A 23,032-nucleotide genomic window follows, 5' to 3' on the forward strand; every position below is an offset into this window, starting at 1 on the left:
CTCGCGAGAGCTTCGCTCAGAACAGCAGGTTGTACTGGTTGTAGCCGGTACCCAGCTTGATCCGCGTCCCGAAGAGCGCGGTCGTCGCCTTGTTGGTGCCCGGGTAGAGCCACAGCGTGCCGCCCGAGTCGCGGGTGATCACATCCGCGATGCCGTCTCCCGTGACGTCGCCGTTGGAGACGTACGAGGTGAAGTTCCAGCCGGTGCGGGCCTGGACGCGGGTCTTCCACGGGGCGTGCTCGACCTGGGTGCCCGCGTAGAGGTAGAGGACACCGGAGGAGTTGCGGACCAGGAGGTCGGCGCGGCCGTCGCCCGTCAGGTCGCCGTGGCCGAAGATCCTGACGTTCTTCCACGCCTTGTCGACGACCTTGACCCGGCCGTAGAACTGGCCGTTGCCCTTGCCCGGGTAGAGGTAGACCGAGCCGTCGGCGTCCACCGCGACCAGGTCGGGGCGGGCGTCACCGGTCAGGTCGCCGGGGATCGCGTACGACTTGTAGCCGCCCCACACCGAGCTGATCTGCATCCACGTGAACTCGCCCGTGGAGTGGTCCAGGTAGTCGCGCCAGAGGTGGCCGTCCAACTTGTCGCGGACGATCAGGTCCTGGTAGTAGTCCCGGTCCAGGTCGGCCTGGAGGCCCCAACTGGCCGTCTGCCAGCCGCTGCCGAGGTAGGCGCGCTGCGCGAGCGAGGTGCCCTTGCTGTCCTGCTCGAACAGCCCGCCCGAGGGCGTACGGCCCACGATGTCGGCGCGGCCGTCGAAGGACAGGTCGGTGTCGTCGATGCGCGGCTGCGCGGCCCAGGCGTAGGAGCCGACCTTGGTGAAGACCGGGTAGGCGCCCTTGGCGGTGCAGCCGGCCACGCCCCAGGAGACGATGCCGATGACCTTGTTGCCGACGATCACCGGACCGCCGGAGTCACCGTTGCAGGGGCTGGTGGTGCCCTCGTCGGTGCCGGAGGCGGGGGTGCCCGCGCAGAACATCGAGCCCTCGATGAACTCGTCGTCCCCGAGGACCGTCTTCATCGCGCTGTCGCAGGTCGCGTCGTCGACGACCGGCAGGGTCGCCTTCTTCAGGTTCGCGGAGAGCTCGGTGCCGGTGCCGGAGGTCAGACCCCAGCCGTAGACCGTGGCCTGCGCGCCCGGGGTGACGTACCCGAGGTCGTTCAGGTAGGCCAGCCGCATCGTCTGCTGGTCCAGGGGGCGGTCCAGGGTCAGGACGGCGATGTCGTTCTGGGCCGTGGTGGCGTTGAAGCGCGGGTGGTTCCACTGGTGCAGGACGCCCGTGACCGTGCCGGACGTGTCGTCGTAGAGACCGGTCGCACCGGCCAGCACGGCGCCGTTCTTGACCCAGTCCAGGCCCGCGACGCAGTGCGCGGCGGTGAGGACCTTGTTCGGGGCGACCAGGGTGCCGCCGCAGAAGTAGCCGTCGCCGGTCGTGTCGTCGTAGTAGGCGAGCTGGACCATCCACGGCGCGCTGGAGATCGTGGTCTCGGTGCCGCCGATGATGTACGGCGTCTTCGTCGCCGTCTTCTTGGCGGTCGCCTGGGTCTTGGCCGCGTCGACGACGCGGGAGCGCAGTTCCTTGTCGGACGCGGTGGGCCGCGGGAGCGCCGCCTGGGCGGCGGCAGCGGCGGCGGACGGCAGTCCGGGCGGGCCGTCGGCCGCGGTGGCGGGCTGGGCCGCGAGAACGCCGGCGCAGCTCAGCGCCAGCGCGAGGGCGGCGGCCGGGAACGCCGTGGTGGGGCGTCTCAGACGGCCGCACAGGGCACGTATCACTCGGGACTCCTGGTGTGGGTGTCGTAGTGGGCCCGAGAAGGGCGTACGACGCGACCACGCAGGGCCGACGACATGCTTTCCGTGACGTTTTCCGTCGCGGCGCATGTACCGGCTCTGTTCGCGGAGCCCCCCTCCGGCCCGGAGATCGTAGGCCCCGCCTGCCACCTCGCACACGTGTCGCACAGGGGTCACACAAGTATTCGTCCGGCCCGTGCCGTGCCCTCACTCCCCCGCAACCTCCCGTTTCCCCGAGTTTCCGGGCCTCCGGCGTCTTTATATCGGGCATACGAGGTTCTGTCGGGCTTCTCAGCGGGGACTCAGGTACCTCTCATGATCGCGCGACAGTCTCTTTTCCATGACCGAGAGCTTCCGCCGCAGCGGCGAGTACGAGACCCCCCAGGGCGACCAGCCGCAGGCGTACCCCCAGCAGCAGCACGCCTCTTCCCCCGTGAACCCGGAGTGGCCGCCCCCGCCGGCGTACCAGCCGCAGCAGGCGCAGCCCCCTCAGTCCGTTCAGCCCGCTCAGCCTTTTGAGCCCTTTGAGCCGGCTCAGCAGCCGGTCACGGTCGAGCCGGGCACGACGGTGTGGCCGGGCGGTCAGACGCCCGCCCCCTCGCCCGCTCCGCAGGCCGCGTTCGGCGCCGACGGCTACGGCGGCTCCGGCAACGGCGGTGGCGGCGACACGGCTCTCCTCACCCCCGTCCAGGCGGAAGCACCCAAGCCCAAGAAGCGCACCCGCGGTCCGATCGCGCTGCTCGCCGCGGTGGCGATCGTCGCCGCGGCCGTCGGCGGCGGTACCGCGTACGCCTTCCAGCAGCTGACCGGCAAGGACACCGTCGCCACCACCAGCACCACCACGGCGGTCGTGCCCTCCAGCAAGCGGGGCGACGTCGCCACCATCGCCGCGACCGTCAGCCCGAGCGTGGTCGAGGTCGAGGCCACCCTGAGCAACGGCACCTCCACCGGCGCGGGCGTGATCATCACCACCGACGGCCAGATCGTCACCAACAACCACGTCATCTCCGGCGCCACGTCCGTCAAGGTCAAGACGAGCAACGGCAAGTCGTACACCGCGAAGGTCGTCGGCACCGACAGCAAGAAGGACCTCGCGCTCCTCCAGCTCCAGAACGCCTCCGGCCTGACGGCCGCCACCCTCGGCAACTCCTCCGGCGTCCAGGTCGGCGACACGGTCGTCGCGATCGGCTCCCCCGAGGGCCTGACCGGCACGGTCACCAGCGGCATCGTCTCCGCCCTGAACCGTGACGTGACCGTCTCGACCGACGAGAGCCAGAGCCAGGGTTCGGGTTCGAGCGGCGGCAACGGCCAGTGGCCGTTCCAGTTCGGCGGCCAGCAGTTCAACGGCGACACGGGCTCGTCGACCACGACGTACAAGGCCATCCAGACCGACGCGTCCCTCAACCCCGGCAACTCCGGCGGCGCCCTGATCGACGCGAACGGCGACATCATCGGCATCAACTCCGCGATGTACTCGTCGAGTTCGGACTCCTCGTCCTCGTCGTCCGAGGCCGGAAGCATCGGCATCGGCTTCGCCATCCCGATCAACACCGTCAAGGCGGACCTGGCTTCGCTGCGGGCGGGCGGTTCCGACAGCTGAGTCCGGCGATCGGGCCGAGTCCGCAGTCCAACGATCAGTGATCAGTAGGGAGTACGTCATGATCAAGCAGGTTTCGCACACGGTGACCGACACCGGAGCGGCCGGTCTCGGCCTGGCCCTCGGGGTGGCGTACGAACTGCACGCGCCGGCGGCACGGGCACCGGAGCTGGCGCCCGCCCCGGAGCTGATGGGGCTGCGCACCAGCGCGGCCCACCCGCACCACCGGAAGGTGCCGCTGAACCGGCTCGCCACGATGCGGGCGTGAGTCCGGGCACCGCGAGGTTGATCTCAGCCGGTTTCTCCCCTCCCCTCCTCTTTACGCGCCAGCCGGGAAACATGCGAGGCTGATTGCGACCAGCCGATCGTTGTCTCCCCGTCCCACCGCACCCGAGGAATCCAGCCCATGAGCCCCGCCGAAGGCGACCGTGACACCCAGCGCATCCTGATCGTCGACGACGAGCCGGCGGTGCGTGAAGCCCTCCAGCGCAGTCTGGCCTTCGAGGGGTACGACACCGAGGTCGCCGTCGACGGCGCGGACGCGCTGGAGAAGGCGACCGCCTACCAGCCCGACCTGGTCGTCCTCGACATCCAGATGCCGCGCATGGACGGCCTGACGGCCGCGCGCCGGATGCGGGGCGCCGGGACGACGACGCCGATCCTGATGCTCACGGCCCGCGACACGGTGGGAGACCGCGTGACCGGCCTCGACGCGGGCGCCGACGACTACCTCGTCAAGCCCTTCGAACTCGACGAACTCTTCGCGCGGGTACGGGCGTTGCTGCGCCGCAGCTCGTACGCGGCGGCCGCGGCGGCCGGGCAGGCGCCCGAGGACGACTCCCTGACCTTCGCCGACCTCCGCATGGACCTCGCGACGCGCGAGGTGACGCGGAGCGGCCGCCAGGTCGAGCTGACCCGCACGGAGTTCACGCTGCTGGAGATGTTCCTCGCCCACCCCCGCCAGGTCCTCACCCGCGAGCAGATCCTCAAGGCGGTCTGGGGCTTCGACTTCGAGCCGTCCTCCAACTCCCTCGACGTGTACGTGATGTACCTCCGCCGCAAGACGGAGGCGGGCGGCGAGCCGCGGCTCGTCCACACGGTCCGGGGCGTCGGCTATGTGCTGCGACAGGGTGGAGCGGAGTGAAGAACGTCCTCGACCGCTTCCTCCACCGCTTCCGCACCCTGCCGATCCGGTCCCGCCTGGCGATGCTGGTCGCGGCGGCGGTGGCGTTCGCCGTCGCGGCGGTCTCGGTCACCTGCTGGTTCATCGTGCAGGGGAAGTTGTACGACCAGGTCGACGGCGATCTGAAGGACATGGTGCGCAGGCCTGGCACGGTCCAGGCGCTGTTGCAGAGGTGCACACAGACGCCTGAGAACAACCCCGACACGTTCTCCGGCCGGAACGAATACGTCGAGGCGATCAAGGTGCAGGGCGCCCCCTGTGTCGACCCCACCTCCCCGGGCACGGTCAAGGCGACCAACACCGACAAGAACGTCATCAAGAGCGCGAACAGCAAACAGGGCGTCTTCCGCAACGGCACCGACAGTGACGGCAACGCCGTGCGCGTACTGACCCTGTACCTGGGCGTCGACCAGTCCGACTCGCAGGGAGTCGCCCTGCTCGTCGCGGCCCCCCTCAAGGGCACCCAGTCGACGCTGAACGAACTCGCCCTGATCCTCCTCCTCGTCTCCGGCGTCGGAGTGGTCGGCGCCGGTGCGGCCGGACTCGCGGTGGCTCGCGCGGGTCTGCGCCCCGTCGACAAACTCACCGAGGCCGTCGAACACGTGGCCCGCACCGAGGACCTGGCCATCCGCATCCCCGTGGACGAGGACAGCGACGACGAGATCGCCCGCCTGTCCCGTTCCTTCAACTCGATGACGACCTCCCTCGCCAACTCCCGCGAGCTGCAACAACAACTCATCGCGGACGCCGGTCACGAGCTCCGCACGCCCCTCACCTCCCTCCGCACGAACGTCGAACTCCTCACCCGCAGTGAGGAGACCGGCCGCCCGATCCCCCCGGCGGACCGCAAGGCGCTGCTCGCCTCGGTGAAGGCGCAGATGACCGAACTGGCGTCCCTGATCGGCGACTTGCAGGAGTTGTCGCGCTCGGAGGGGCAGCGGGGTGAGCGCGTCCAGATCGTCTCGCTCCAGGACACCGTCGAAGCGGCCCTGCGCCGAGCCCGCCTCCGCGGCCCGGAGTTGACGATCACGGCCGACGTCCAGCCCTGGTACGTCCAGTCGGAGCCGTCCGCGCTGGAACGCGCGGTCGTCAACATCCTCGACAACGCCGTGAAGTTCAGCCCCGAGGGCGGCACGATCGAGGTCCAGCTCTCGCGCGGTGTCCTCACCGTCCGCGACCACGGCCCCGGCATCCCGGAGGACGAGATCCCGCACGTCTTCGACCGCTTCTGGCGCTCCCCGAGCGCACGGGCGCTGCCCGGCTCTGGCCTGGGCCTGTCGATCGTCGCCCGCACGGTGCAACAGGCGGGCGGCGAGGTGACGTTGTCCCGCGCGACGGGGGGCGGCACGGTGGCGACCGTACGGATCCCGGGGGCTCCGACACCGCCGCCGGAGAACTCCGCGTCCCAGTAGGCGAGTTGAAAGCGTGACACTGCGACAGGGAGTGTCACGCTTCTGCGGGAGGGGGGTCACGGGCGGCGACGCACCACCTCAGTGGAGGCCGAGCATTCCGGGGGAGTCGATGTCGACGGTGACCACACCCGGCGGGTAAGCCTTCTCCCGGGTTGTCAGAAGGATGGACATGCCTGTGAACTCGGCTCGCGGCAGGGCGCAGTACAGGGCGTGACAGGTGTCCGGACCGCCGTACCCGTCACGGATCATGGTGCCGACGGCGACCGAGGAGACCGTGGTCAAGTCGTCGACGACTACCGAGGAGAACGCGCGCACGCGGTCCCCGGCGCCGGCGTCCTCGGACTCCGCCTGCATGAGGCAGAGCGCCGGAATCCGAAGCAGATCGCCCGGAGTGTGGGCCATGTTCGCGGCGAGCAGGTTCAACGTCTTGTGCCCGCCCGCGAGAGCCCGGGTGGCACCGGTGTCGAGAACGATCACGCGGCCGTGTCCCGGGCCCTGCGGACCTTCTCGGCGGCGATCTTGTAAATGTTGCCGAGAACATCGGGCGCCGCGTCGAACTCCTCGTCGCGGATGTCCAGGCCGATCACGTCGCGGACGACCTGCCGGTCGGCGGCGACCCTTTCCGCGACCTGCTCCGCCGTCGGCTGCGCGGCGGCCAGCCGCTCGACGAACTGCCCCAAAGTCATCCCGTGCTCCTTGGCCACCTGAGCGAGATGGTCCCGGGCCTGCCGGGACACCTGGATGGTCGTGGTGTCTGCCATGGGTACACCGTAGCCTCACCATGGCCTCTCTGCTTTCTGTTCTCACGGGCACCCGGTCACGACCTGCACAGCCCCCTGCCTTACGCTCCTCCCCTGTTGACCGGGGGAGGGTCCATGAGCGGGGACGGGCGCGGGATCGAGCGGGAGTACCGTCGGTGGCGGGAGGCGTCCCGGGGGCGGGTTGTCGTCATGTGGACCGTCATCGGGAACACCGTGCTTCAGCTGTCGCGGCCCGACCACATTCCCCTCCGGTACAAGCTGCTCTGGCTGGCGCTCCTCGCGGCTGTGGCCGTCTGGGGTGTGCTCACCGTGCGGCGGGGGCTGACCTCCGTCGGCGCCGACGGCGTCTCCGTCCGAGGCGCCTTCCGTGTGCGCAGGCGGGCCTGGCACGACATCTACGATCTGCGCGTCGAGGCACGTCCGAAGCAGGGCCGCGCCGACGCCCGGTGGTTGACCTGGCTCTACGACAACGACGGCCGCAGGCTGCCGCTCCCCAACGTCGACGACTGGCAACTCCCGGATCTCCGGGCCGAGATCGACGACCTGCGGACCGTCGCCGCCGCGCACCGCGGCATGGCCTGGGAGCCGCGACCCGAGGTCGAGGCGCGGATCCTTCTGCGCGCGGGGCATCGCAAGGCGCAGGAACGGGCGATCACCTGGGCCCTGCTCGCCTTCTTCGCCGGCCTTGCATACCTCTTGTGGGAGGTGATCACCGGCGGCGAACCCCACCCCTTCCTCCTGCTCCTCTGCGCGCCCCTCGCCGCCTACGCCCTCCTCCTCCCGTTGTTCCGCAAGCTCGCGTCCCGGCGAGCCCCAGCCCACACATAGGCCTCTGCCAGCCCCGCCACAGACACCCGTCACACCGTGTTCGAATGGCGCTGGCGCGGAAGATCCTGCTGGCCGACGACGACGCGGACGTACGCGAAGGGCTCGGCCGGGTGCTCAGATTCGAGGGGTACGAGACCGTCCTCGTGGGAGACGGGCGTACCGCCGTCGATCTTCTCGGCCCGTCGGACGATGCCGCCGCGCCCGACCTCGTGCTGATGGACGTCACCATGCCCGAGCTGGACGGGCTCGCCGCGACCCGGCGCATCCGGGCCTCCGGGTCCACCGTGCCGATCCTGATGCTCACCGGGCGGACCGCCGTCGGCGACCGTATCGTCGCTCTCGACAACGGCGCTGACGACTACCTCAGCAAACCGTTCGCGGTGGACGAACTCCTCGCGCGGGTAAGGGCGTTGCTACGGAGAAGTGGGCGGCGGGCGGGCGACGAGCCGCTGCCGGATCCCGAGCTCGAACAGCTCGCGTTCCACGATCTCGTCATGGATCCGCGCACCCGTACCGTCACCCGCGGCGGCCGGCCGCTCGGACTCACCCGGACCGAGTTCCTGCTGCTGGAGTACCTGCTCCACCATCCGGGCACCGTGCTCACCCGGTCCCGGCTCCACCGGCACGTCTGGGGCTTCGACTTCGAGCCCGCGTCCAACACCCTCGACGTCTACGTCATGTATCTGCGCCGGAAACTGGAGAGCCGCGGCGAACCGCGGCTCATCCACACCGTACGGGGGCTGGGGTACACCCTTCGGGCAACTCCCTCCAAGTGACGCCTACTTGGGCGGCAGCCTCAGGATCATCGTCTCGTCCGGTGCCTGCGGCGGGACCGGGCGCAGGATCATCGTGTCCTCCGCGCGGTGCCGTCCCGTGCCCGTTCCCGTGATCGCCATCTCGGGGAGCGGGCCCGCGAGTCGCGCGTACGCGCCGCCCCTTGCCACCAGTTCCGCGTGCGTTCCCGTCTCCACCAGGCGTCCGCCCTCCACGACCAGGATGCGGTCGGCGTCGGGGGCGAGGCTCAGGTCGTGGGTGATCATGATGGTCGTACGGCCGGACATCAGCCGGCGCAGGGGCTTGATCACCTGGCGGGCGGCCACCGAGTCGAGGCCGGCCGTCGGTTCGTCCAGGACCAGGACCGGGGCCTGGCGCAGCATCGCGCGGGCGATGGCGATCCGCTGGAGCTGTCCGCCCGAGAGTGCCGCCGTGCCGGGGGCGATCTCCGTGTCGTAGGCCTCGGGCAGGGCCGTGATGAAGTCGTGGGCCGCCGCCGCCCGCGCCGCCCGCTCGATCTCCTCGTCCGTCGCGCCGGGACGGCCGCACTCGATGTTCTCGCGGATCGTGCCGTTCAGGATCAGGGTCTGCTGGGGCAGCAACGCCACGTTCTCGCGCAGGAATTCGAGCGGTACGTCGCGGAGGGGGACGCCGTCCAGGCAGATCACGCCCTCGGAGGGGTCGTAGAAGCGGGTGAGCAGCTTCGACAGGGTCGACTTGCCGGCGCCGCTCTCGCCGGTGACGATCACCAGCTCTCCCGGGTCCGCCCTGAACGTGACGTTGTCGACCGTGTCGCGGGCCGCGCCGGGGTAGCGGAAGGTCACGCCGTGGAAGCTGACCCAGCCGTGGACGGGCCAGGCGGGGACGGGTTCGCGGGGGTCGCCGACGGACGGGGTGGCGTCCAGGATCTCGTTGATGCGGGCGGCGCCGGCGGTGGCGGCGGTGAGGGTGAGGCCGAGCTGGCCGAGGTTGCGGACCGGGGGGTAGAGGTAGCCGATGAAGGCGGCGAAGGCGAGGAGCGCGCCGAGGGTCATGCGGTCCGCCGAGATCTCCCAGACGCCGAGGCCGATGACCGCGAGGACGCAGAGGGTCTCCACCACCTCCACGAACTGCTCGTACATCTCGCTGAGGCGGGCGCCTCGCACCGATGCCTTCATCCACGCGCGGGCCTCGATGTCGAGGCGCCTCTCCTCGTCCCGGCGGCGGTTGTACGCCTGGGTCAGCACGACGTTGCCGAGGGACTCCTCGACCACCGAGGTGATCGCGCCGTCCGCGGACCGCTCGTCCTGCGAGGCCTGCTTGATGCGGCCGGAGAAGCGGCGGGCCGCCAGGAGGAACAGGGGTGCCAGGACGAACGTGGCCAGGGCCAGGTCCCAGCGGAGGTACAGGGCCGCGCAGGCGTAGAAGACCGCGGAGAACGCGGCCGAGACGGTGCCGACGACTCCGGACACGACCATCTGCTCGATGGCCTCGACGTCTCCGGTGAGGCGTTCCACCAGGTCGCCCTGGCGGTGCTTCTGGAAGAAGTGCGGCGGGAGGTCCTGGACGTGGCGGAAGACGTTCGCGCGCAGGCGCAGGACGAAGCGTTCGGCGGTCCAGGTGGCGAGGGAGTTGCCGAAGTAGCCGACGAGCGCGCCGAGTACGGCGACGCCGAGCCACGCGGCGGCCGGGCCCCAGAACGCGGACAGCGAACCGGCCTTGAGGGCGTTGTCGGTGAGCTCCGCGAAGAGCAGGATCGCGGCGGTCTCGGCGAGCGCCGACACGATGACACACGTGATGATCACCGCGAGCCACTTGCGGTCACCGCGGGTCAGCGGCCAGAAACGGCGGAAGGCCTCACGGGCTTCCCTCATGGTCAACAACTCCCTTCAGGGCGTGGTGAGTTCAGTGGACGGCCGGGATCGGTGTCCGAGCCGGACGTGGCCGAGGCGGGGCCACCGGGCGAGTTCGCTCGCTAACCGGTGACCCCGCCTCAGGGGGTGCTGCGTCAGCCCTTGTGTACGGGGCGCTTGGCCGGCGGCTTCTTCGGGGCCTTGCCCCGGGGCGCGTCCTTGGGGGCGCCCTTCGGCTTCGGGCCGATCGGCTTGCGGGGCTTGACGGGGACGATCTTGTGGAAGCTCATGGCGGGTTCCCTCCCTGGGGGTCCGGCTCTGCGGCCGGGTGCGGAGTGGTGCGGGTCTTCTGCGGCTCGCGGGAGCGCTTACTTGTGCCCGACCGGGCGACGCTTCGGCGCGGGCGCCGGCTTCTTGGGCGCGGGCTTCTTCGGGGCGGGGGCGGGCTTGCGGTGCTTCTTGACGGGGACGATCTTGTGGAAGCTCATGACGGTTTCCCTCTCCGGTACGGCTCTCGCGGTGTCTGCTGCGGTTCTGCAACAGTTCTTCTACCGATCTGCTGCAACTGCCTTTGAATTACGCCTGTAAATTCTTTGTCAGCCCTTGTGGTCGATCGGGCGACGCTTCGGAGCGGGCTTCTTCGGGGCCGCCTTCTTGGCTCCCGGAGCGGGCTTGCAGGACTTCTTGATGGGGTGAATCTTGTTGAAGCTCATGATTAATTCCCTCCCTGTTACGACGTCTTAAGGGCTGTTTACTTGTGGCCGACCGGGCGGCGCTTCGGGGCCGGAGCAGGCTTCTTCGGGGCCTTCTTGGGGGCCGGGGCGGGCTTGTGGTGCTTCTTGACCGGGACGATCTTGTGGAAGCTCATCGTGCTCTCCTTTGGCTTGCGTTGCCTCTGTCGTTTGCGCCGTTCGCTTTCGACATGGAAAACACTACTGGACTTCTGGCGCAGAAAAAGCGATTTTCGCTTAGACCTTCCTGTGCGATTGCCATGGATGATTCTTATGGAATTCGCGGAACTGAACCCGCCCTTACACAGAATTTAGAACGGGCCAGGTCCCGGGAAAACGGAAAGGGGCCCGGCGCCGACCTGCGGCACCGGGCCCCCTGAGCAGGGAAGAGCTGCTGACTGCTACGGCACGATCGTGATCCGGTCCGCCGCCGGAGGCGCGAGCGGGCTCGCCGCCGAGGAGTGGGCGGTCAGGTACTGCGCCAGCGCGCTCAGGTCGTCCGTGCCGACCAGGTCACCGGTGCCCAGGCCCAGCGTCGGGAAGCCGTCGCCGCCGCCCGCGAGGAAGCTGTTCGTCGCGACGCGGTAGGTGGCGGCCGGGTCGATCGCCGCTCCGTCGAGGCGGATGGAGTCCGTGACCACACGGTCCGCGCCGGTCTTCGTCAGGTCCAGCGTGTACGTCAGCCCGGACGAGGGCTGGAGGATCTTCGGCGCCGCCGCGTTCGTGCCGCTCACCTGTTCCTTCAGCACCTGGATCACCTGCGCGCCGGTGAAGTCCTGGAGGTTCACGGTGTTCGCGAACGGCTGCACGGTGAAGCCCTCGGCGTACGTCACCACACCGTCGCCCTCACTCCCCTTCGCCGCGTAGGTGAGCCCCGCACGCACCCCGCCGGGGTTCATCAGCGCGAGGTCGGTCTCCGGGTCCAGCTCCTTGCCGTAGGCGAACTGGGCGTCGGCGATGAGGTCGCCCATCGGGGACTCGGTGCCGGTGTTGTTGACGTCGGCGGAGATGTAGCCGATCGCGCGGTTGCCGATGGGGGCGGCGAGGGTGTTCCACTTGCCGATCAGGGCGGTCATGTCGGCGGCCTTGGGCACGGTCCGGGTGACCACGTGGTTCGCGGACTTGACGGCCGTACGGGCGATGTCGCCGGTCCAGCGGTCGTACGTCAGCGTGGTGTCCGTGTAGAGGCGGCCGAAGGACGCGGCCGAAGTGACCATACGGGGCTGGCCACTCGGGTCGTCGATCGTGCAGACGTACGCGTTGTGGGTGTGGCCGGTGACGAGGGCGTCGACGGCCGGGGTGACGTTCTTCGCGATGTCGACGATCGGGCCGGAGATGCCGGAGCCGCCGCCGGACGCGTCGCAGTCGTAGTTGTAGGAGGAGGAAGCGGGGAAGCCGCCCTCGTGGATCAGGGCGACGATCGACTTCACGCCCTGTTTCTGGAGCTCCTTGGCGTACTTGTTGATCGTCTCGACCTCGTCCTTGAACTGGAGGCCCTTGACGCCGTCCGCGGAGACGATGCCCGGGGTGCCCTCCAGCGTGACGCCGATGAAGCCGACCTTGACGCCGTTCTTCTTCCACACCCAGTACGGCTTGAGGATCGGCTTCTTCGTCTTCTCGTCGAGGACGTTGGCCGCGAGGTAGGGGAAGTCGGCGCCCTTGAACTTCTTGTCCGTGTAGCAGCCGTCGGTGGGGTGACAGCCGCCGTTCTGGAGGCGGGCCAGCTCCTTGGCGCCCTCGTCGAACTCGTGGTTGCCGACCGAAGTGACGTCCAGGTCCAGCTTGTTGAGGGCCTCGATGGTCGGCTCGTCGTGGAACAGACCCGAGATCAGCGGGGAGGCGCCGACCATGTCGCCGCCGGCCGCGGTGATCGAGTAGGGGTTGTTCTTGCGGGCCTCGCGCAGGTGGGTGGCGAGGTACTCGACACCGCCCGCGTCGATCGTCTTCGTCGTGCCGTCCGCCTGGAGCTCGGTGACCCGGCCGGAGGAACCGGACGGGGGCTCCAGGTTGCCGTGCAGGTCGTTGAAGGAGAGGAGTTGGACGTCCTGGTAGCGGCTGGGCTGGTGCCCGTGGCCGCCGCTCGGGTTTCCGTGGGCGTCGGCGGGCAGCGCGGCGGCCAGCGCACCGGCCGTGGCCAGGCTCGCGGCGGCGGCGAGCAGTCCGGCGACACGGCGTCTGCGCGGGCGGAACGGCTGGGAAGTGGCTGGCATGAGCCCCCCTGTGAGTCGGCACTGTGAGTCGGCTGAGAAGTCACCACGTTCCGGCGCAGCCTAGGGTCAACGCGCGTAGCGTGACAGGGGGTTCTTGGTTACATCCTGGTTTCTTCTTTGCCGCCACTTTGCTGGTGGGTCCGCTTACCCTGAGGCCATGACCAGCGACGACACCGCACGGCCCGCGCCCATCTCCCGCTCCATCGAGACCTATTCCGAGCTCACCCCGGACCAGGCCGGGGCCGTCCTCGCGCTGATCGCCGAGGCCGCCAGGACCGACGGGCAGCCCGCGGTGTCCGAGCAGGGGCGGCTCCAGCTGCGCGGCGGCGCGCGGCCCGGGGTCTCGCACCTGCTGCTCACCCTGGGCGAAGAGCTCGTCGGCTACGGGCAGTTGGAGGACACCGACCCGGTGGAGGCACCGGCCGCGGAGCTCCTCGTCCGCCCCTCGGAGCGGGGGCACGGGCACGGGCGGGCGCTCGGCTCGACGCTGCTGGCCGCTTCGGGCAAGCGGCTACGGGTCTGGGCGCACGGCGGGCACCCCGCCGCGCGCCATCTCGCCCAGGTCCTCGGGCTCGCCCTCTTCCGCGAACTGCGCCAGCTGCGGCGGTCGTTGGCGGATCTGGAGCTGCCCGAGCCGGTCCTCCCGGCGGGCGTCACGGTACGGACCTTCGTCCCCGGCGCCGACGACGCGGCCTGGCTCGCCGTCAACGCCGCGGCCTTCGCCCACCACCCCGAGCAGGGCTCCCTCACCCAGCGGGACCTCGACGACCGCAAGGCCGAGGCCTGGTTCGACCCCGAGGGCTTCTTCCTCGCCGAACGCGCCGGCGAACTCGTCGGCTTCCACTGGACGAAGGTCCACGCGGAGGAGCAGCGGGGCGAGGTCTACGTCGTCGGGGTCCTGCCCGGCGCGCAGGGCGGCGGGCTGGGCAGGGCCCTGACGACGATCGGCCTGCGGCACCTGGCCGCGCAGGGGTTGCCGACAGCGATGCTGTACGTCGACGCGGACAACAAGGCGGCGGTGTCGGTGTACGAGCGGCTCGGGTTCACGACGTACGAGACGGACTTGATGTACCGGTCGGAGTCGTGAACGGCCGAGTCAGCTCGGTTGCGAAAGGGTGAGCCGCAACCGCCTGCGCCGTACCGGCTCCGGACCGCACGCCGCCCACACCAGGGCCGCGCCCGCCAGGACGAACGCCCAGTGGTCGTGGCCCACCGCCCACCACTTGTTCTTCGGCATGGCGAACAGGCCCCACTCCTGCGGCAGCAGCAGGGCCGCCGCCATGGACGTGGCGACGAGCGCGATCGCGAGCCGCTGACCCGGCTCCGCCTCGTCGGTGAGGCGGATCGCGGCGGCCGAGGCCGCGAGGGCCACGACCGCGGCGGCGGCCGCCTCCAGGGTGGTGTCGCCGACCGGGGGCCGTGCCTGCGCCGGTATCAGCAGTACGGCGGCGGTCCACCACAGCGCGGCGAGCGGGGCGACCAGTGCGGTGCGCAGGGCGGTGCGGAGCATGCGGCGGGTCGGGACCGCCGCCGTCACCTGCCGGGCCGGATCGTCCAGGAGGAACGTCAGGCCCACGGCGAAGGCGAGCACGGCGCCGCGCAGCAGGAGGAGTGCGGACTTCGGGTCGAAGTCGGCCGAGGTGAGGCGCGGGAGCGCGGCCAGCAGCAGTCCCGCACCGGCGCCCGCGCCGAGGGCCCGCCGGGGCAGGGTGCGCAGCACCGGGCGCGCCAGCTGCCCCAACACCCTTGTGGTCACTCGCACTTGTCCGCTCCCGCCGGTGCCTTGACGCCCAGCAGCTCGGCCACCTTCGCCGTGGTCACCTTGGGTGCCGTCAGCTCCGCCCAGTGCGCCTTCACCTTGGGGGCGATCGTGGTCTTGCCGGCCGCGAGCAACTCCCTGACGACCGTGGTCTGTTCGGCCGTCATCGACATCGGGTTGGTCGGCGAGAGCACGATCGCGGAGCCGCTCGCGCTGTCGTCCAGCCGGACCGCGCGCAGTTGGGTCACCGGGTCGGGCTGCCAGCCGAGGGCCAGCCACATGATGGTGACCATGCGGCCGTCGCAGAGGGATTCGGTCGCCTTCTCGCTGCCCATGACCAGCACGGAGGAGACCGCCGCGGCGAACTCCGGTACGCGGGGGCCGCCCCAGCGCGTGCCGACGGTCACCTGGTAGGGCGTGGTGGACGGTTCGATCGCGCCGTCGCCGTCCATGCCGTAGCGGGCGTCGACGCGCTGCCGTACGAGCAGCTTCTCCTGGGCGGCGGTGCCGCCGGTCAGGGACTGGACGTGGTCGGCGACCTCCGCCCAGGTGCCGGTGCGGGGCAGCCACTCGGGGAACGCGCAGTACGTGGAGTTGCCGTGCCGGGCGCAGGACTGGACCTTCGCCGGGTTGAGGGTGGCCAGCACGCGGGCGTCGGTGGTCGCCCTGGACACCTTGGCCGCCTGGCCCACCGCGCCCCAGGTGCCGAGGCCCACCGCCACCACGAGTGCCGCCGCCACGGTCTTCGTACGGCCGCCGTTGACCAGGACCGCCGCCAGCGCCAGGGTCAGCGCGAAGCCGAACAGGTAGAGGGCGTGCCAGACGGCCGGGCGGCCCAGCAGGTCGGAGGGGAGCGTCTTGCTGCTCGCGTCGCCGATGACCGGGACCAGCCACCTCGTCGCGCTGCCGTTGGAGTCGCCCGGGACCGCTCCGAGGAAGAGGGTCGAGAAGAAGGCCAGCACCAGGAGCATCGGTGCCGCGAACGGCGACTTCACGACCCGGGCCAGCAGTACTCCGGCCGATCCGGCGAGCAGCACCGTGAGCGGTCCGACGAGCAGTTCGCCCACCGAGCCGTTGCCGACCGAGCCGGGTGCGAGCACGCCCCAGGTGAACTGCGCGGCCACCAGCAGCGCGGTGAGCAGGACGGCCGGTACGACGGACAGCACGAACGCGACGGTACGGCGCCAGGGTTCGAGGACGAGCACGTCGAAGTGGCGGTCGGTGTCCTGGCGTCGGGAGCGGAGCACGGCCTGGTTGGCGCAGAGCAGGACGGCCAGGGCGGGCAGCAGCGGGCCGGTCTGGGTGGAGCGGTCGATGTCCTGGAGGGCGGGGTAGGTGGTCCAGGCGTCGCGCATGGTCCAGCCGATCCAGGCGGCGTAGAGGGCGAACATGCCCAACACCGGGAGGCGGAGCAGCAGTTTGCGCGCCTCGAAGAGGGCCAGCGCCAACACCGCTGCCCAGGAACGTCGTTGCTCGTCGGCGCGTTCGGCCGTGGGTGCCTTCTCCAGTACGGCGCTCATGCCGCCACCTCCGCGGCCATGCCGTCGAGGGCGATCAAGTAGCCGTCCTCCAGGGTGGGTTCGACGAGTTCAGCGCCGGGGGGCGGGTCGCCGACGTTGCGGAAGGCACCGAGGCCGGTGCGCCAGCCCGCCATCGCGGCGGGGTCGCGTTCCGTGCCGCTCCACACCCGGCCTGCGGCCCGTGCGGTGAGTTCGGCCGGGGTGCCGTCGAAGCGGACGGTGCCGGCGGCCATGACGACGACGCGGTTGCAGAGCATCGCGACGTCCTCGGTCTGGTGGGTGGAGAGCAGGACCGTGCGGCCCTCGCCCGCCCGGGCGATCAACTCCCGGAAGCGCATGCGCTGTTCGGGGTCGAGGCCGACGGTCGGTTCGTCGAGGACGAGGAAGCCCGGGTCGCCCACGAGGGCCGCCGCGAGCGCGACGCGCTGCCGCATGCCGCCGGACAGCTTCTTGATGCGCTTGCCGCGCACGTCGGAGAGGTCGACCTCCGCGAGTACCCGTCGCACCTCGCGGTGGCGTCCCTCGCGGTCGGTGAGTTCCTTGAGGATCGCGACGTAGTCGACGAACTCGAAGGCGGTGAAGTCCGGGTGGAAGCCGGGCGTCTGCGGCAGATAGCCGAGGACGCGCCGCACCTCCTGGCGTCCGGCCGTGGTGCCCGGGTCGTGGCCGAGCACGGTGAACGCGCCCGAGTCGGCGGGCAGCGCGGTGGCGAGCACCCTCAACAGGGTGGTCTTTCCTGCCCCGTTGGGGCCGAGCAGCCCGGTGACGCCCTCGCCGAGCCGCAGCGACACGTCGTCGAGGGCGTGCGTCGAGCCGTAGCGCAGGCTGAGCCCGGCCGCGGAGACGGTGGTGGTCATGTACGGAACTCCAGTCAGGGTTCGAGAGACGCGGAACGCGTGCGATTCAGATGAGGGGCCCGAAGGCGGCCGGGCGGGTGTCGAAGCGGTCCCGCAGCAGGTAGAGGAGTCCGGCGGCGAGTGCGGCCACCGCCGCGGCCACTCCCTGTCCGGCCGGGGTGAAGGGCGCGAGTGTCCCGGAGTGCCGTTCGTAGGCGGCCAGCAGGAACAGCACCCAGCCGCCGCCGACCAGGGACGGTGCGAGGACCGGGCCGAGGCGGGGGGTCAGGGCGAGGCCCGTCGTGGTCAGGGCCAGCGCGGGCAGCAGCCAGGCGAGGGCGGCCAGGCCGTAGCCGGGCAGGGCCAGTGACGCCAGGAGGTTGAGGCCGAGGCCGGCGGTCAGGACGGCGACCGTGCGGATCATCAGAAGCCGGAAGCCGTGCAGCGGGGCGACGACGGTCATCTCGTACGTCGGGTCGGACTTCGGGCCGAAGGACAGCGCCACCCCCGCGAGCGGCAGCAGCGGGGCCAGGCCCAGGAAGAGGGTCGGGGAGGCCGCGGCCTTCAGGGAGTTGGTGACGAGCACGGTCATCACCAGCAGCGCGACGACCGCGCCGAGCCACGAGCGGCGCAGCACCGGCGTGGCCGCCAGCAGCCGTGCCGTGTGGTCGGCGACACCGATCCGCACGAGCAGCGACTCCACCAACCCCCTTCTGGGGGCGTCGAGTTCGGCGTCGAGGCGCTCCCAGCCCGCGTCGAGCGCGACGGGGTCGGTGACGGAGGCCAACAGGTCCCGGCACTCGGCGCACTGCGCGATGTGGGTGTCGGCGGACCAGAGCATGGGCGGTGCCAACTCGCCCCGCGCATAGGCGCGTACGTCGTCTTCGGCCACGTGCCAGGTCATGCCAGCTCCTCCCGCAGTTGCTTACGGGCCCGCATGGCCCGTGTCTTGACCGTGCCGGCCGGGATGCCCAGCAGGACGGCCGCCTCCCGGGTGGTCAGCCCGTCGATCACGGTGGCCTGGAGGACCGCCCGCAGCTCCGGCGAGAGCCGGACGAGCGCGCCGGCGAGGTCCCCGTGCTCCACCCCCGCGAGCACGCGTTCCTCCGCCGACGCCTCGTCCCGGTGCCGCAGCCGCGCCAGCGCCTGCCGCATCCGGCCGCGCGCGCCGTCGCCGCGCAGCACGTCGATCAGCCGCCGCGACCCGATCCGCCACAGCCACCCGGCCACGTCGCCGTCCTCGCGGTAGCGGGCACTGCCCCGCCACACCGCGAGAAACGTCTCCTGTACGACGTCGTCGACCATCCCGGCGTCGGCGCACCGGCCGCGCAGCCGCGCGGTCAGCCATGGCGCGTACCGCCGGTACAGCTCCTCGAACGCGCGCCGGTCGCCGTCCGCCGCGATGGCCCGCAGCAGCTCCCCGTCGCTTCCCGTATCGCTCACATCTCCTCATCGCACGAGCCCTGCCGACCGGTTCACGGTTCGGCGCACAGATCTCTCTTGACTTTCTCAGCCCCTCTGCACCACCCTTTCACTACTCAATTAGTGAAAGGGTGGTGGAACCCCAGTGGTCGAGTACCGCATCGACCGCCACAGCGGCGTGGCCACCTATGTCCAGATCGTCCAGCAGACCAAGCAGGCGCTGCGCCTGGGCATGCTGGAGCCCGGCGACAAGCTGCCCACGGCCCGCGAGGTCGTCGAGGCCACCGCCATCAACCCCAACACCGTCCTCAAGGCCTACCGCGAGCTGGAGCGCGAGGGACTGGTCGAGGCCCGCCGGGGCCTGGGCACCTTCGTCCGCAAGGGGCTGACCACCACGCCCGCCGACTCACCCCTGCGCCTGGAACTCGACGACTGGGCCGAGCGGGCCAGGGAAGCGGGCCTGGACCGGGACGACGTCGACGCGCTCTTCACCGCCGTACTCGAGAAGCACTTCCAAGGAGAACCCTCATGACAGGCACCGCCGCGATAGAGGCCGCCGGGCTGGGCAAGCGGTTCGGCCGGCGGGGAGGCTGGGCGCTGCGGGACTGCGCGTTCCGGCTGCCCGCCGGGCGCGTCTGCGCGGTCGTCGGGCCGAACGGCGCGGGCAAGTCCACGCTCCTCGCCCTGGCCGCGGGACTGCTGGCCCCCAGCGAGGGCGAGATCACCGTCCTCGGCGGACGTCCGGGCGCGGCCCGCGAGCGGGTCTCCTACGTCGCCCAGGACAAGCCCCTCTACCCGCAGCTCACGGTCGCCGAGACGCTGCGCATGGGCGCCGACCTCAACACGGACCGCTGGGACGCCTCGGTCGCGGAGCGGATCGTCGCGGACGGCGACCTCAACCCGAAGTCGGGCATCCGGGCCCTCTCCGGCGGCCAGCGCACCCGTGTCGCGCTGGCCCTCGCGCTGGCGAAGCGGCCCGAACTGCTGCTCCTGGACGAGCCGATGGCCGACCTGGACCCGCTGGCCCGGCACCAGATGATGGGCCTCCTGATGGCGCAGGCCGCCGAGTCGGGCACCACGATCGTGATGTCCTCGCACGTGCTGGCCGAGCTGGAGGACTCCTGCGACCACCTGCTGCTGGTCGACGGCGGCCAGGTGCGGATCGCCGGCGAGATCGACGAGCTGCTGGCCGCGCACCGGCGCGTGTCCGCGCCCGCCGACACCGTCCTCGACGCGCACACGGTCGTCGAGTCCCGCACCACCGGCCGCCAACTCACCGCCCTGATCCGCCCGTCGGCCCCGCTCGCCGCCGACTGGCAGACCGGCACGCCCACCCTGGAGGAGCTGGTCCTCTCCTACCTCCGCAACCCCCAGGCCCCCACCACCAAGACCCCGGAGACCGTCGCGTGACCGCCCTCGCCACACGGCCGGCGCTCGCCTTGCGTCCGGTCCTGCACCTTCTGGAGTGTGGGGTCTTTTCTAACCATTCATCGGTCAGCACAGCGGTTAGATTCACCCCCAGCCTCCAGCAAGCACCCACCCCCAACGCCCCGGAGACCGCCGCATGACCGCCCTCGCCACACCGCCGGCGCTCGCCTCGCGCCCGGCCCGGTCGCCGCATCTGCTGCGCTGGCTGATCCGGCTGCACCGGCCCGCCCTGCTCTCCTGGATCGCCTTCGTGCTGGTCGTCGGCGGCCTGCTGCTGTGGGTGGGCGGCCCGCTCACCGACGCCTCGGCCGCGGCCTGGAAGCAGTACGACGCCTGCGGGGCGGAAGGCTGCTCCTACGACGCGGCCGCGATCGGCCGCTACAAGGACTGGTACAACTACACGACCATCGCCGTCGTCGCCGCCCCGTTCCTGGTCGCCGCCTGGTCCGGTGCCGCGCTGGTCAGCCGCGAACTCGAAAGCGGCACCGCGCAGTTGGCCTGGACCCAGGCGGTCTCCCCGGCCCGCTGGCTGGCCGTGAAGCTCGCCGTCCCGGCCGTGCTGATCGCCGTAGGCTCCGGGCTCCTCGCGGGACTGCACCACTGGGCCTGGTCGAGCGGCCAGGGCCGGATCGACACCGTCAAGGGCTGGACCGACATCGGCACCTACGCGGCCAACGGCCCGGCCACCGCCGCGATGGCCCTGGCCGGGCTGGCCGGCGGCGCCCTCTGGGGGCTGTACCGGTACAACTCCCTCGGGGCGCTGGTCGGTTCACTGGCGAGCACCGGCTTCCTGTGGAGCGTCGTCGCCCTCGCGACACCCCACCTGTGGCCCTCGGTCACCGAGACCAGCAGCCTCAAGCACAGCGTCCCGGCCGGCTCCGGCATCGTCGTCGACCAGGGCCTGGTCACCTCCACCGGCACACACATCTCCGGCCACATCTGCGGCAGCATCACCTACGGGCAGTGCAGGACCGTCTACGCCAAGCTCGACGCGGTCGGCTACTACAGCCACTACCACCCCCAATCCCACTACTGGCCACTCCAGTTGACCTCGACCGCGCTGATCCTCGCCGTCACCGCCGCCCTCACCGTGGCCGCCTTCCACCTCCTCAAGCGCCGCACCGGTTCGGCGCCCGCACGCAAGGCAGCCGCCGTATGACCGCCCTGGCCATGAGCCCCACCACCGCCCGCCCGCGGCGGGCCGTACTGCGGCTGCACCGGCCGGCGCTGATCGTCTGGGGGGCGTTCGTGCTGCTCGCCGTGGTCGCTCTGCTGTGGGTGCATCTGTTCCGGGCACCCTCCGCACGGCACCCCGTCGACCCGTACTTCGCCATGACCGACGTCGACAACATCATGAACTTCCTTGGCGAGGTGCTCAGTTACACCTCCGTCGCCGTCGCCGCCTGGACGGGCGCCGCCCTCGTCGGCCGTGAACTGGAGAACGGCGCCGCACGCTTCGCCTGGTCCCAGTCCCTCAGCCCGGCCCGCTGGCTCACCGCCCAACTCGGCTCGGCGGCCCTGCCGTCGACCGCCGGCACCACCCTGCTGGGCCTGGTCTACGCCTGGGTCTGGACCGCCGACCAGGACGTCCTGGTCACCGACTGGTCCTACGACCGCGTCCTCGTCCCGGCCGGTCCGATGGCCGTCGCCCTGGTCCTCTTCGCGCTGGCCGTCGGCGCCCTCGCCGGAGTCACGACCGGCCGCGCGCTGCCCGCACTGGCCGTGGCCGCCGCCACCGCTTGGACGGCCCGCTACTTCTTCGGCCGCGAGTGGAACACCATCTGGCCCGTGCGCCGCTACTGGCCGGTCCAGCTCAGCGCCACCGCCGCACTGCTCCTGCTCGCCGCGCTCGCCCTCGCCGCCGCCTACGCCCTGCTCGGCCGCCGTATCAGCACCAAGGGAGCCGCCGTATGACCGCCCTGGCCACCGCACCGACGGCGCGCCCGAGACCGGCCCGCGCCTGGCGCGCCGTCGTGCGGCTGCACCGGCCCGCCCTGGTCTTCTGGGGGCTCTTCGTCGCCGCGGTCTCGGCGGTGCTGCTGTGGGCGTACGGCCCGGGAGGGAACGCGGCCGCCGCCGCGTGGCGGCGGCCGTGCACCGTCGACCTCTGCGACACGGGCTACGCGGTCGACACGTACCACCTCGCCTACCGGTTCTGCGAGGCCCTGATCACCTTCCTGCCGGTCCTCGTCGCCCTCTGGGCGGGCGGTCTGCTGATCGGCCGCGAAGTGGAGAACGGCACCGCGGAACTCGCCTGGAGCCAGTCGGTCAGCCCGGCCCGCTGGCTGCTGACCAAGCTCGCCGTCCCGGCCGCCCTGCTCACCGCGGGCACCACCCTGCTCGTCCTGCTGCACCGCCTGCTGTTCGACGCGCACCAGGTGCCGAAGGGCTGGAACTGGTCCGACAGCGGCACCTTCGAGGCCAACGGGCCGATCGCCGTCGCGTACCCGCTGCTCGGCCTCGCCCTCGGCGCCCTCGCGGGCCTGATCGCGGGCCGCGCCGTACGCGGCCTGATCGGCGGCCTGCTGGCCAACGCGACCGCGGCCACCCTCATCGGTCTGGCGGGCCCGCACCTCGTGCCGTGGCGGATCAGCGTCGGCGACCTGAAGGAGGGCTACGCGGCACCGTCCGGCGTCATCCACGGCGGCGAGGGGGCCGTCACCTCGACCGGCGCCCACATCGCCGACCCGTGCACCGGCGCCGGAAAGGCCTGCCCGGCCGCGCACGACATCGTCGGCTACTACAGCGAGTACCACCCCTCCTCGCAGTTCTGGCCCCTCCAGCTCACCGAGACCGCCCTGATCCTCGTGGTCGCCGCGCTGGCCACCGCCGCCGCGTTCGCCCTGCTGCGCCGCCGCACCCCCTGACCGGATCCCGCCTCACGGCGGCTCCCAGGCATCCGTTACGTTCGTTCCGGTGGCGTAGACGTCCGGGAGCCGCCCTGCGATAT

22 protein-coding genes and 1 pseudogene are annotated in these 23,032 nt (G+C 71.1%); 12 read left to right on the forward strand and 11 right to left on the reverse strand.

Features of this window, described 5'->3' with window-relative positions:
* Positions 1-16 precede the first annotated feature (16 nt).
* Positions 17-1,774: a trypsin-like serine protease gene (locus tag ACQHII_RS22620; RefSeq protein WP_427921018.1), complete on the reverse strand. Its 1,758-nt coding sequence runs from the start codon at positions 1,772-1,774 to the stop codon at positions 17-19.
* A 355-nt stretch (positions 1,775-2,129) separates the two neighbouring features.
* On the opposite strand from ACQHII_RS22620, the gene ACQHII_RS22625 reads away from it, so the two are divergent.
* The 4 genes from ACQHII_RS22625 (at position 2,130) to ACQHII_RS22640 (ending at position 5,981) form a co-directional block, all read left to right on the forward strand.
* The gene (locus tag ACQHII_RS22625; RefSeq protein ID WP_427921019.1) at positions 2,130-3,389 is read left to right on the forward strand and encodes a S1C family serine protease; all 1,260 of its coding nucleotides are present in this window, start codon (positions 2,130-2,132) and stop codon (positions 3,387-3,389) included.
* 58 nt (positions 3,390-3,447) lie between these two features.
* Positions 3,448-3,654, forward strand: coding sequence for a hypothetical protein (locus ACQHII_RS22630; RefSeq protein WP_093628212.1), 207 nt, complete (start codon positions 3,448-3,450; stop codon positions 3,652-3,654).
* Between the two features lie 138 nt (positions 3,655-3,792).
* Positions 3,793-4,530, forward strand: coding sequence for a response regulator transcription factor (locus ACQHII_RS22635; RefSeq protein WP_399122563.1), 738 nt, complete (start codon positions 3,793-3,795; stop codon positions 4,528-4,530).
* The gene (locus tag ACQHII_RS22640) at positions 4,527-5,981 is read left to right on the forward strand and encodes a HAMP domain-containing sensor histidine kinase (RefSeq protein ID WP_427921020.1); all 1,455 of its coding nucleotides are present in this window, start codon (positions 4,527-4,529) and stop codon (positions 5,979-5,981) included. Before ACQHII_RS22635 ends, ACQHII_RS22640 begins: the two co-directional genes overlap by 4 nt.
* A 78-nt stretch (positions 5,982-6,059) precedes the next feature.
* Here the strand turns inward: ACQHII_RS22640 and ACQHII_RS22645 are convergent, their stop codons facing one another.
* Together ACQHII_RS22645 and ACQHII_RS22650 are read right to left on the reverse strand one after the other, a co-directional pair.
* Entirely contained in the window at positions 6,060-6,458 is a 399-nt protein-coding gene (locus tag ACQHII_RS22645) for a hypothetical protein (RefSeq protein ID WP_427921021.1), read from the reverse strand.
* Positions 6,455-6,742 (reverse strand): hypothetical protein, encoded by a 288-nt coding sequence (locus tag ACQHII_RS22650; protein WP_427921022.1) that lies wholly within the window; start codon positions 6,740-6,742, stop codon positions 6,455-6,457. The genes ACQHII_RS22645 and ACQHII_RS22650 overlap by 4 nt, the downstream gene beginning before the upstream one ends.
* A gap of 114 nt (positions 6,743-6,856) precedes the next feature.
* Between ACQHII_RS22650 and ACQHII_RS22655 the strand changes: the two genes are divergently transcribed.
* Positions 6,857-7,570, forward strand: coding sequence for a PH domain-containing protein (locus ACQHII_RS22655; protein WP_427921023.1), 714 nt, complete (start codon positions 6,857-6,859; stop codon positions 7,568-7,570).
* 44 nt (positions 7,571-7,614) lie between these two features.
* Positions 7,615-8,346 carry a response regulator transcription factor gene (locus ACQHII_RS22660; protein WP_427921024.1) on the forward strand — a complete coding sequence of 244 codons (732 nt, stop codon included), beginning with the start codon at positions 7,615-7,617 and terminating at the stop codon, positions 8,344-8,346.
* Positions 8,347-8,349: 3 nt separating this feature from the next.
* Here ACQHII_RS22660 and ACQHII_RS22665 read toward each other — a convergent pair whose 3' ends face one another.
* The 3 genes from ACQHII_RS22665 to ACQHII_RS22675 form a co-directional block, all read right to left on the reverse strand.
* Positions 8,350-10,197 carry an ABC transporter ATP-binding protein gene (locus ACQHII_RS22665; protein WP_427921025.1) on the reverse strand — a complete coding sequence of 616 codons (1,848 nt, stop codon included), beginning with the start codon at positions 10,195-10,197 and terminating at the stop codon, positions 8,350-8,352.
* 134 nt (positions 10,198-10,331) lie between these two features.
* Positions 10,332-10,466 (reverse strand): hypothetical protein, encoded by a 135-nt coding sequence (locus tag ACQHII_RS22670; RefSeq protein WP_427921026.1) that lies wholly within the window; start codon positions 10,464-10,466, stop codon positions 10,332-10,334.
* An 842-nt stretch (positions 10,467-11,308) separates the two neighbouring features.
* Positions 11,309-13,117 (reverse strand): bifunctional metallophosphatase/5'-nucleotidase, encoded by a 1,809-nt coding sequence (locus ACQHII_RS22675; RefSeq protein WP_427921027.1) that lies wholly within the window; start codon positions 13,115-13,117, stop codon positions 11,309-11,311.
* A gap of 157 nt (positions 13,118-13,274) precedes the next feature.
* Here ACQHII_RS22675 and mshD point away from each other — a divergent pair, with 157 nt between their 5' ends.
* Positions 13,275-14,204: a mycothiol synthase gene (mshD, locus tag ACQHII_RS22680; RefSeq protein WP_427921028.1), complete on the forward strand. Its 930-nt coding sequence runs from the start codon at positions 13,275-13,277 to the stop codon at positions 14,202-14,204.
* A 9-nt stretch (positions 14,205-14,213) separates the two neighbouring features.
* Here mshD and ACQHII_RS22685 read toward each other — a convergent pair whose 3' ends face one another.
* Genes ACQHII_RS22685 through ACQHII_RS22705 form a run of 5 tightly spaced genes read right to left on the reverse strand, consistent with a single transcriptional unit; the run spans position 14,214 to position 18,675 of the window.
* Positions 14,214-14,879, reverse strand: coding sequence for an ABC transporter (locus ACQHII_RS22685; protein WP_427921029.1), 666 nt, complete (start codon positions 14,877-14,879; stop codon positions 14,214-14,216).
* On the reverse strand, positions 14,870-16,396 hold the full coding sequence (locus ACQHII_RS22690) for an ABC transporter permease (RefSeq protein ID WP_427921030.1): 1,527 nt from the start codon (positions 16,394-16,396) through the stop codon (positions 14,870-14,872). The genes ACQHII_RS22685 and ACQHII_RS22690 overlap by 10 nt, the downstream gene beginning before the upstream one ends.
* Positions 16,393-17,253: an ABC transporter ATP-binding protein gene (locus ACQHII_RS22695; RefSeq protein WP_427921031.1), complete on the reverse strand. Its 861-nt coding sequence runs from the start codon at positions 17,251-17,253 to the stop codon at positions 16,393-16,395. Before ACQHII_RS22695 ends, ACQHII_RS22690 begins: the two co-directional genes overlap by 4 nt.
* Positions 17,254-17,299: 46 nt before the next feature.
* Positions 17,300-18,136, reverse strand: a complete 837-nt coding sequence (locus tag ACQHII_RS22700; protein ID WP_427921032.1) for a zf-HC2 domain-containing protein — start codon at positions 18,134-18,136, stop codon at positions 17,300-17,302.
* On the reverse strand, positions 18,133-18,675 hold the full coding sequence (locus ACQHII_RS22705) for an RNA polymerase sigma factor (protein WP_019064514.1): 543 nt from the start codon (positions 18,673-18,675) through the stop codon (positions 18,133-18,135). The genes ACQHII_RS22700 and ACQHII_RS22705 overlap by 4 nt, the downstream gene beginning before the upstream one ends.
* Before the next feature lie 124 nt (positions 18,676-18,799).
* Between ACQHII_RS22705 and ACQHII_RS22710 the strand changes: the two genes are divergently transcribed.
* The 5 genes and pseudogenes from ACQHII_RS22710 (at position 18,800) to ACQHII_RS22730 (ending at position 22,949) form a co-directional block, all read left to right on the forward strand.
* Positions 18,800-19,186 (forward strand): GntR family transcriptional regulator, encoded by a 387-nt coding sequence (locus ACQHII_RS22710; protein WP_427921033.1) that lies wholly within the window; start codon positions 18,800-18,802, stop codon positions 19,184-19,186.
* Positions 19,183-19,680: pseudogene (locus tag ACQHII_RS22715) on the forward strand (ATP-binding cassette domain-containing protein); the annotation flags it as partial. The gene ACQHII_RS22710 and the pseudogene ACQHII_RS22715, both read left to right, overlap by 4 nt.
* A 538-nt stretch (positions 19,681-20,218) precedes the next feature.
* Positions 20,219-21,241 (forward strand): ABC transporter permease, encoded by a 1,023-nt coding sequence (locus ACQHII_RS22720; RefSeq protein WP_427921034.1) that lies wholly within the window; start codon positions 20,219-20,221, stop codon positions 21,239-21,241.
* Positions 21,238-21,996 carry a hypothetical protein gene (locus ACQHII_RS22725; protein ID WP_427921035.1) on the forward strand — a complete coding sequence of 253 codons (759 nt, stop codon included), beginning with the start codon at positions 21,238-21,240 and terminating at the stop codon, positions 21,994-21,996. Before ACQHII_RS22720 ends, ACQHII_RS22725 begins: the two co-directional genes overlap by 4 nt.
* Positions 21,993-22,949 (forward strand): hypothetical protein, encoded by a 957-nt coding sequence (locus ACQHII_RS22730; protein WP_427921036.1) that lies wholly within the window; start codon positions 21,993-21,995, stop codon positions 22,947-22,949. The genes ACQHII_RS22725 and ACQHII_RS22730 overlap by 4 nt, the downstream gene beginning before the upstream one ends.
* Positions 22,950-23,032 lie beyond the last annotated feature (83 nt).

The organism is Streptomyces sp. cg40 (assembly GCF_050320165.1).
Classification (GTDB): domain Bacteria; phylum Actinomycetota; class Actinomycetes; order Streptomycetales; family Streptomycetaceae; genus Streptomyces; species Streptomyces hokutonensis.

Coding starts and splice junctions, on each gene's coding strand:
- mshD (WP_427921028.1), top strand. CDS start 13,275: ATGACCAGCGACGACACCGCACGGCCCGCGCCCATCTCCCGCTCCATC.
- ACQHII_RS22635 (WP_399122563.1), top strand. CDS start 3,793: ATGAGCCCCGCCGAAGGCGACCGTGACACCCAGCGCATCCTGATCGTC.
- ACQHII_RS22720 (WP_427921034.1), top strand. CDS start 20,219: ATGACCGCCCTCGCCACACCGCCGGCGCTCGCCTCGCGCCCGGCCCGG.
- ACQHII_RS22700 (WP_427921032.1), bottom strand. CDS start 18,136: ATGACCTGGCACGTGGCCGAAGACGACGTACGCGCCTATGCGCGGGGC.
- ACQHII_RS22660 (WP_427921024.1), top strand. CDS start 7,615: ATGGCGCTGGCGCGGAAGATCCTGCTGGCCGACGACGACGCGGACGTA.
- ACQHII_RS22725 (WP_427921035.1), top strand. CDS start 21,238: ATGACCGCCCTGGCCATGAGCCCCACCACCGCCCGCCCGCGGCGGGCC.
- ACQHII_RS22730 (WP_427921036.1), top strand. CDS start 21,993: ATGACCGCCCTGGCCACCGCACCGACGGCGCGCCCGAGACCGGCCCGC.
- ACQHII_RS22695 (WP_427921031.1), bottom strand. CDS start 17,253: ATGACCACCACCGTCTCCGCGGCCGGGCTCAGCCTGCGCTACGGCTCG.
- ACQHII_RS22655 (WP_427921023.1), top strand. CDS start 6,857: ATGAGCGGGGACGGGCGCGGGATCGAGCGGGAGTACCGTCGGTGGCGG.
- ACQHII_RS22650 (WP_427921022.1), bottom strand. CDS start 6,742: ATGGCAGACACCACGACCATCCAGGTGTCCCGGCAGGCCCGGGACCAT.
- ACQHII_RS22675 (WP_427921027.1), bottom strand. CDS start 13,117: ATGCCAGCCACTTCCCAGCCGTTCCGCCCGCGCAGACGCCGTGTCGCC.
- ACQHII_RS22690 (WP_427921030.1), bottom strand. CDS start 16,396: ATGAGCGCCGTACTGGAGAAGGCACCCACGGCCGAACGCGCCGACGAG.
- ACQHII_RS22630 (WP_093628212.1), top strand. CDS start 3,448: ATGATCAAGCAGGTTTCGCACACGGTGACCGACACCGGAGCGGCCGGT.
- ACQHII_RS22665 (WP_427921025.1), bottom strand. CDS start 10,197: ATGAGGGAAGCCCGTGAGGCCTTCCGCCGTTTCTGGCCGCTGACCCGC.
- ACQHII_RS22625 (WP_427921019.1), top strand. CDS start 2,130: ATGACCGAGAGCTTCCGCCGCAGCGGCGAGTACGAGACCCCCCAGGGC.
- ACQHII_RS22670 (WP_427921026.1), bottom strand. CDS start 10,466: ATGAGCTTCCACAAGATCGTCCCCGTCAAGCCCCGCAAGCCGATCGGC.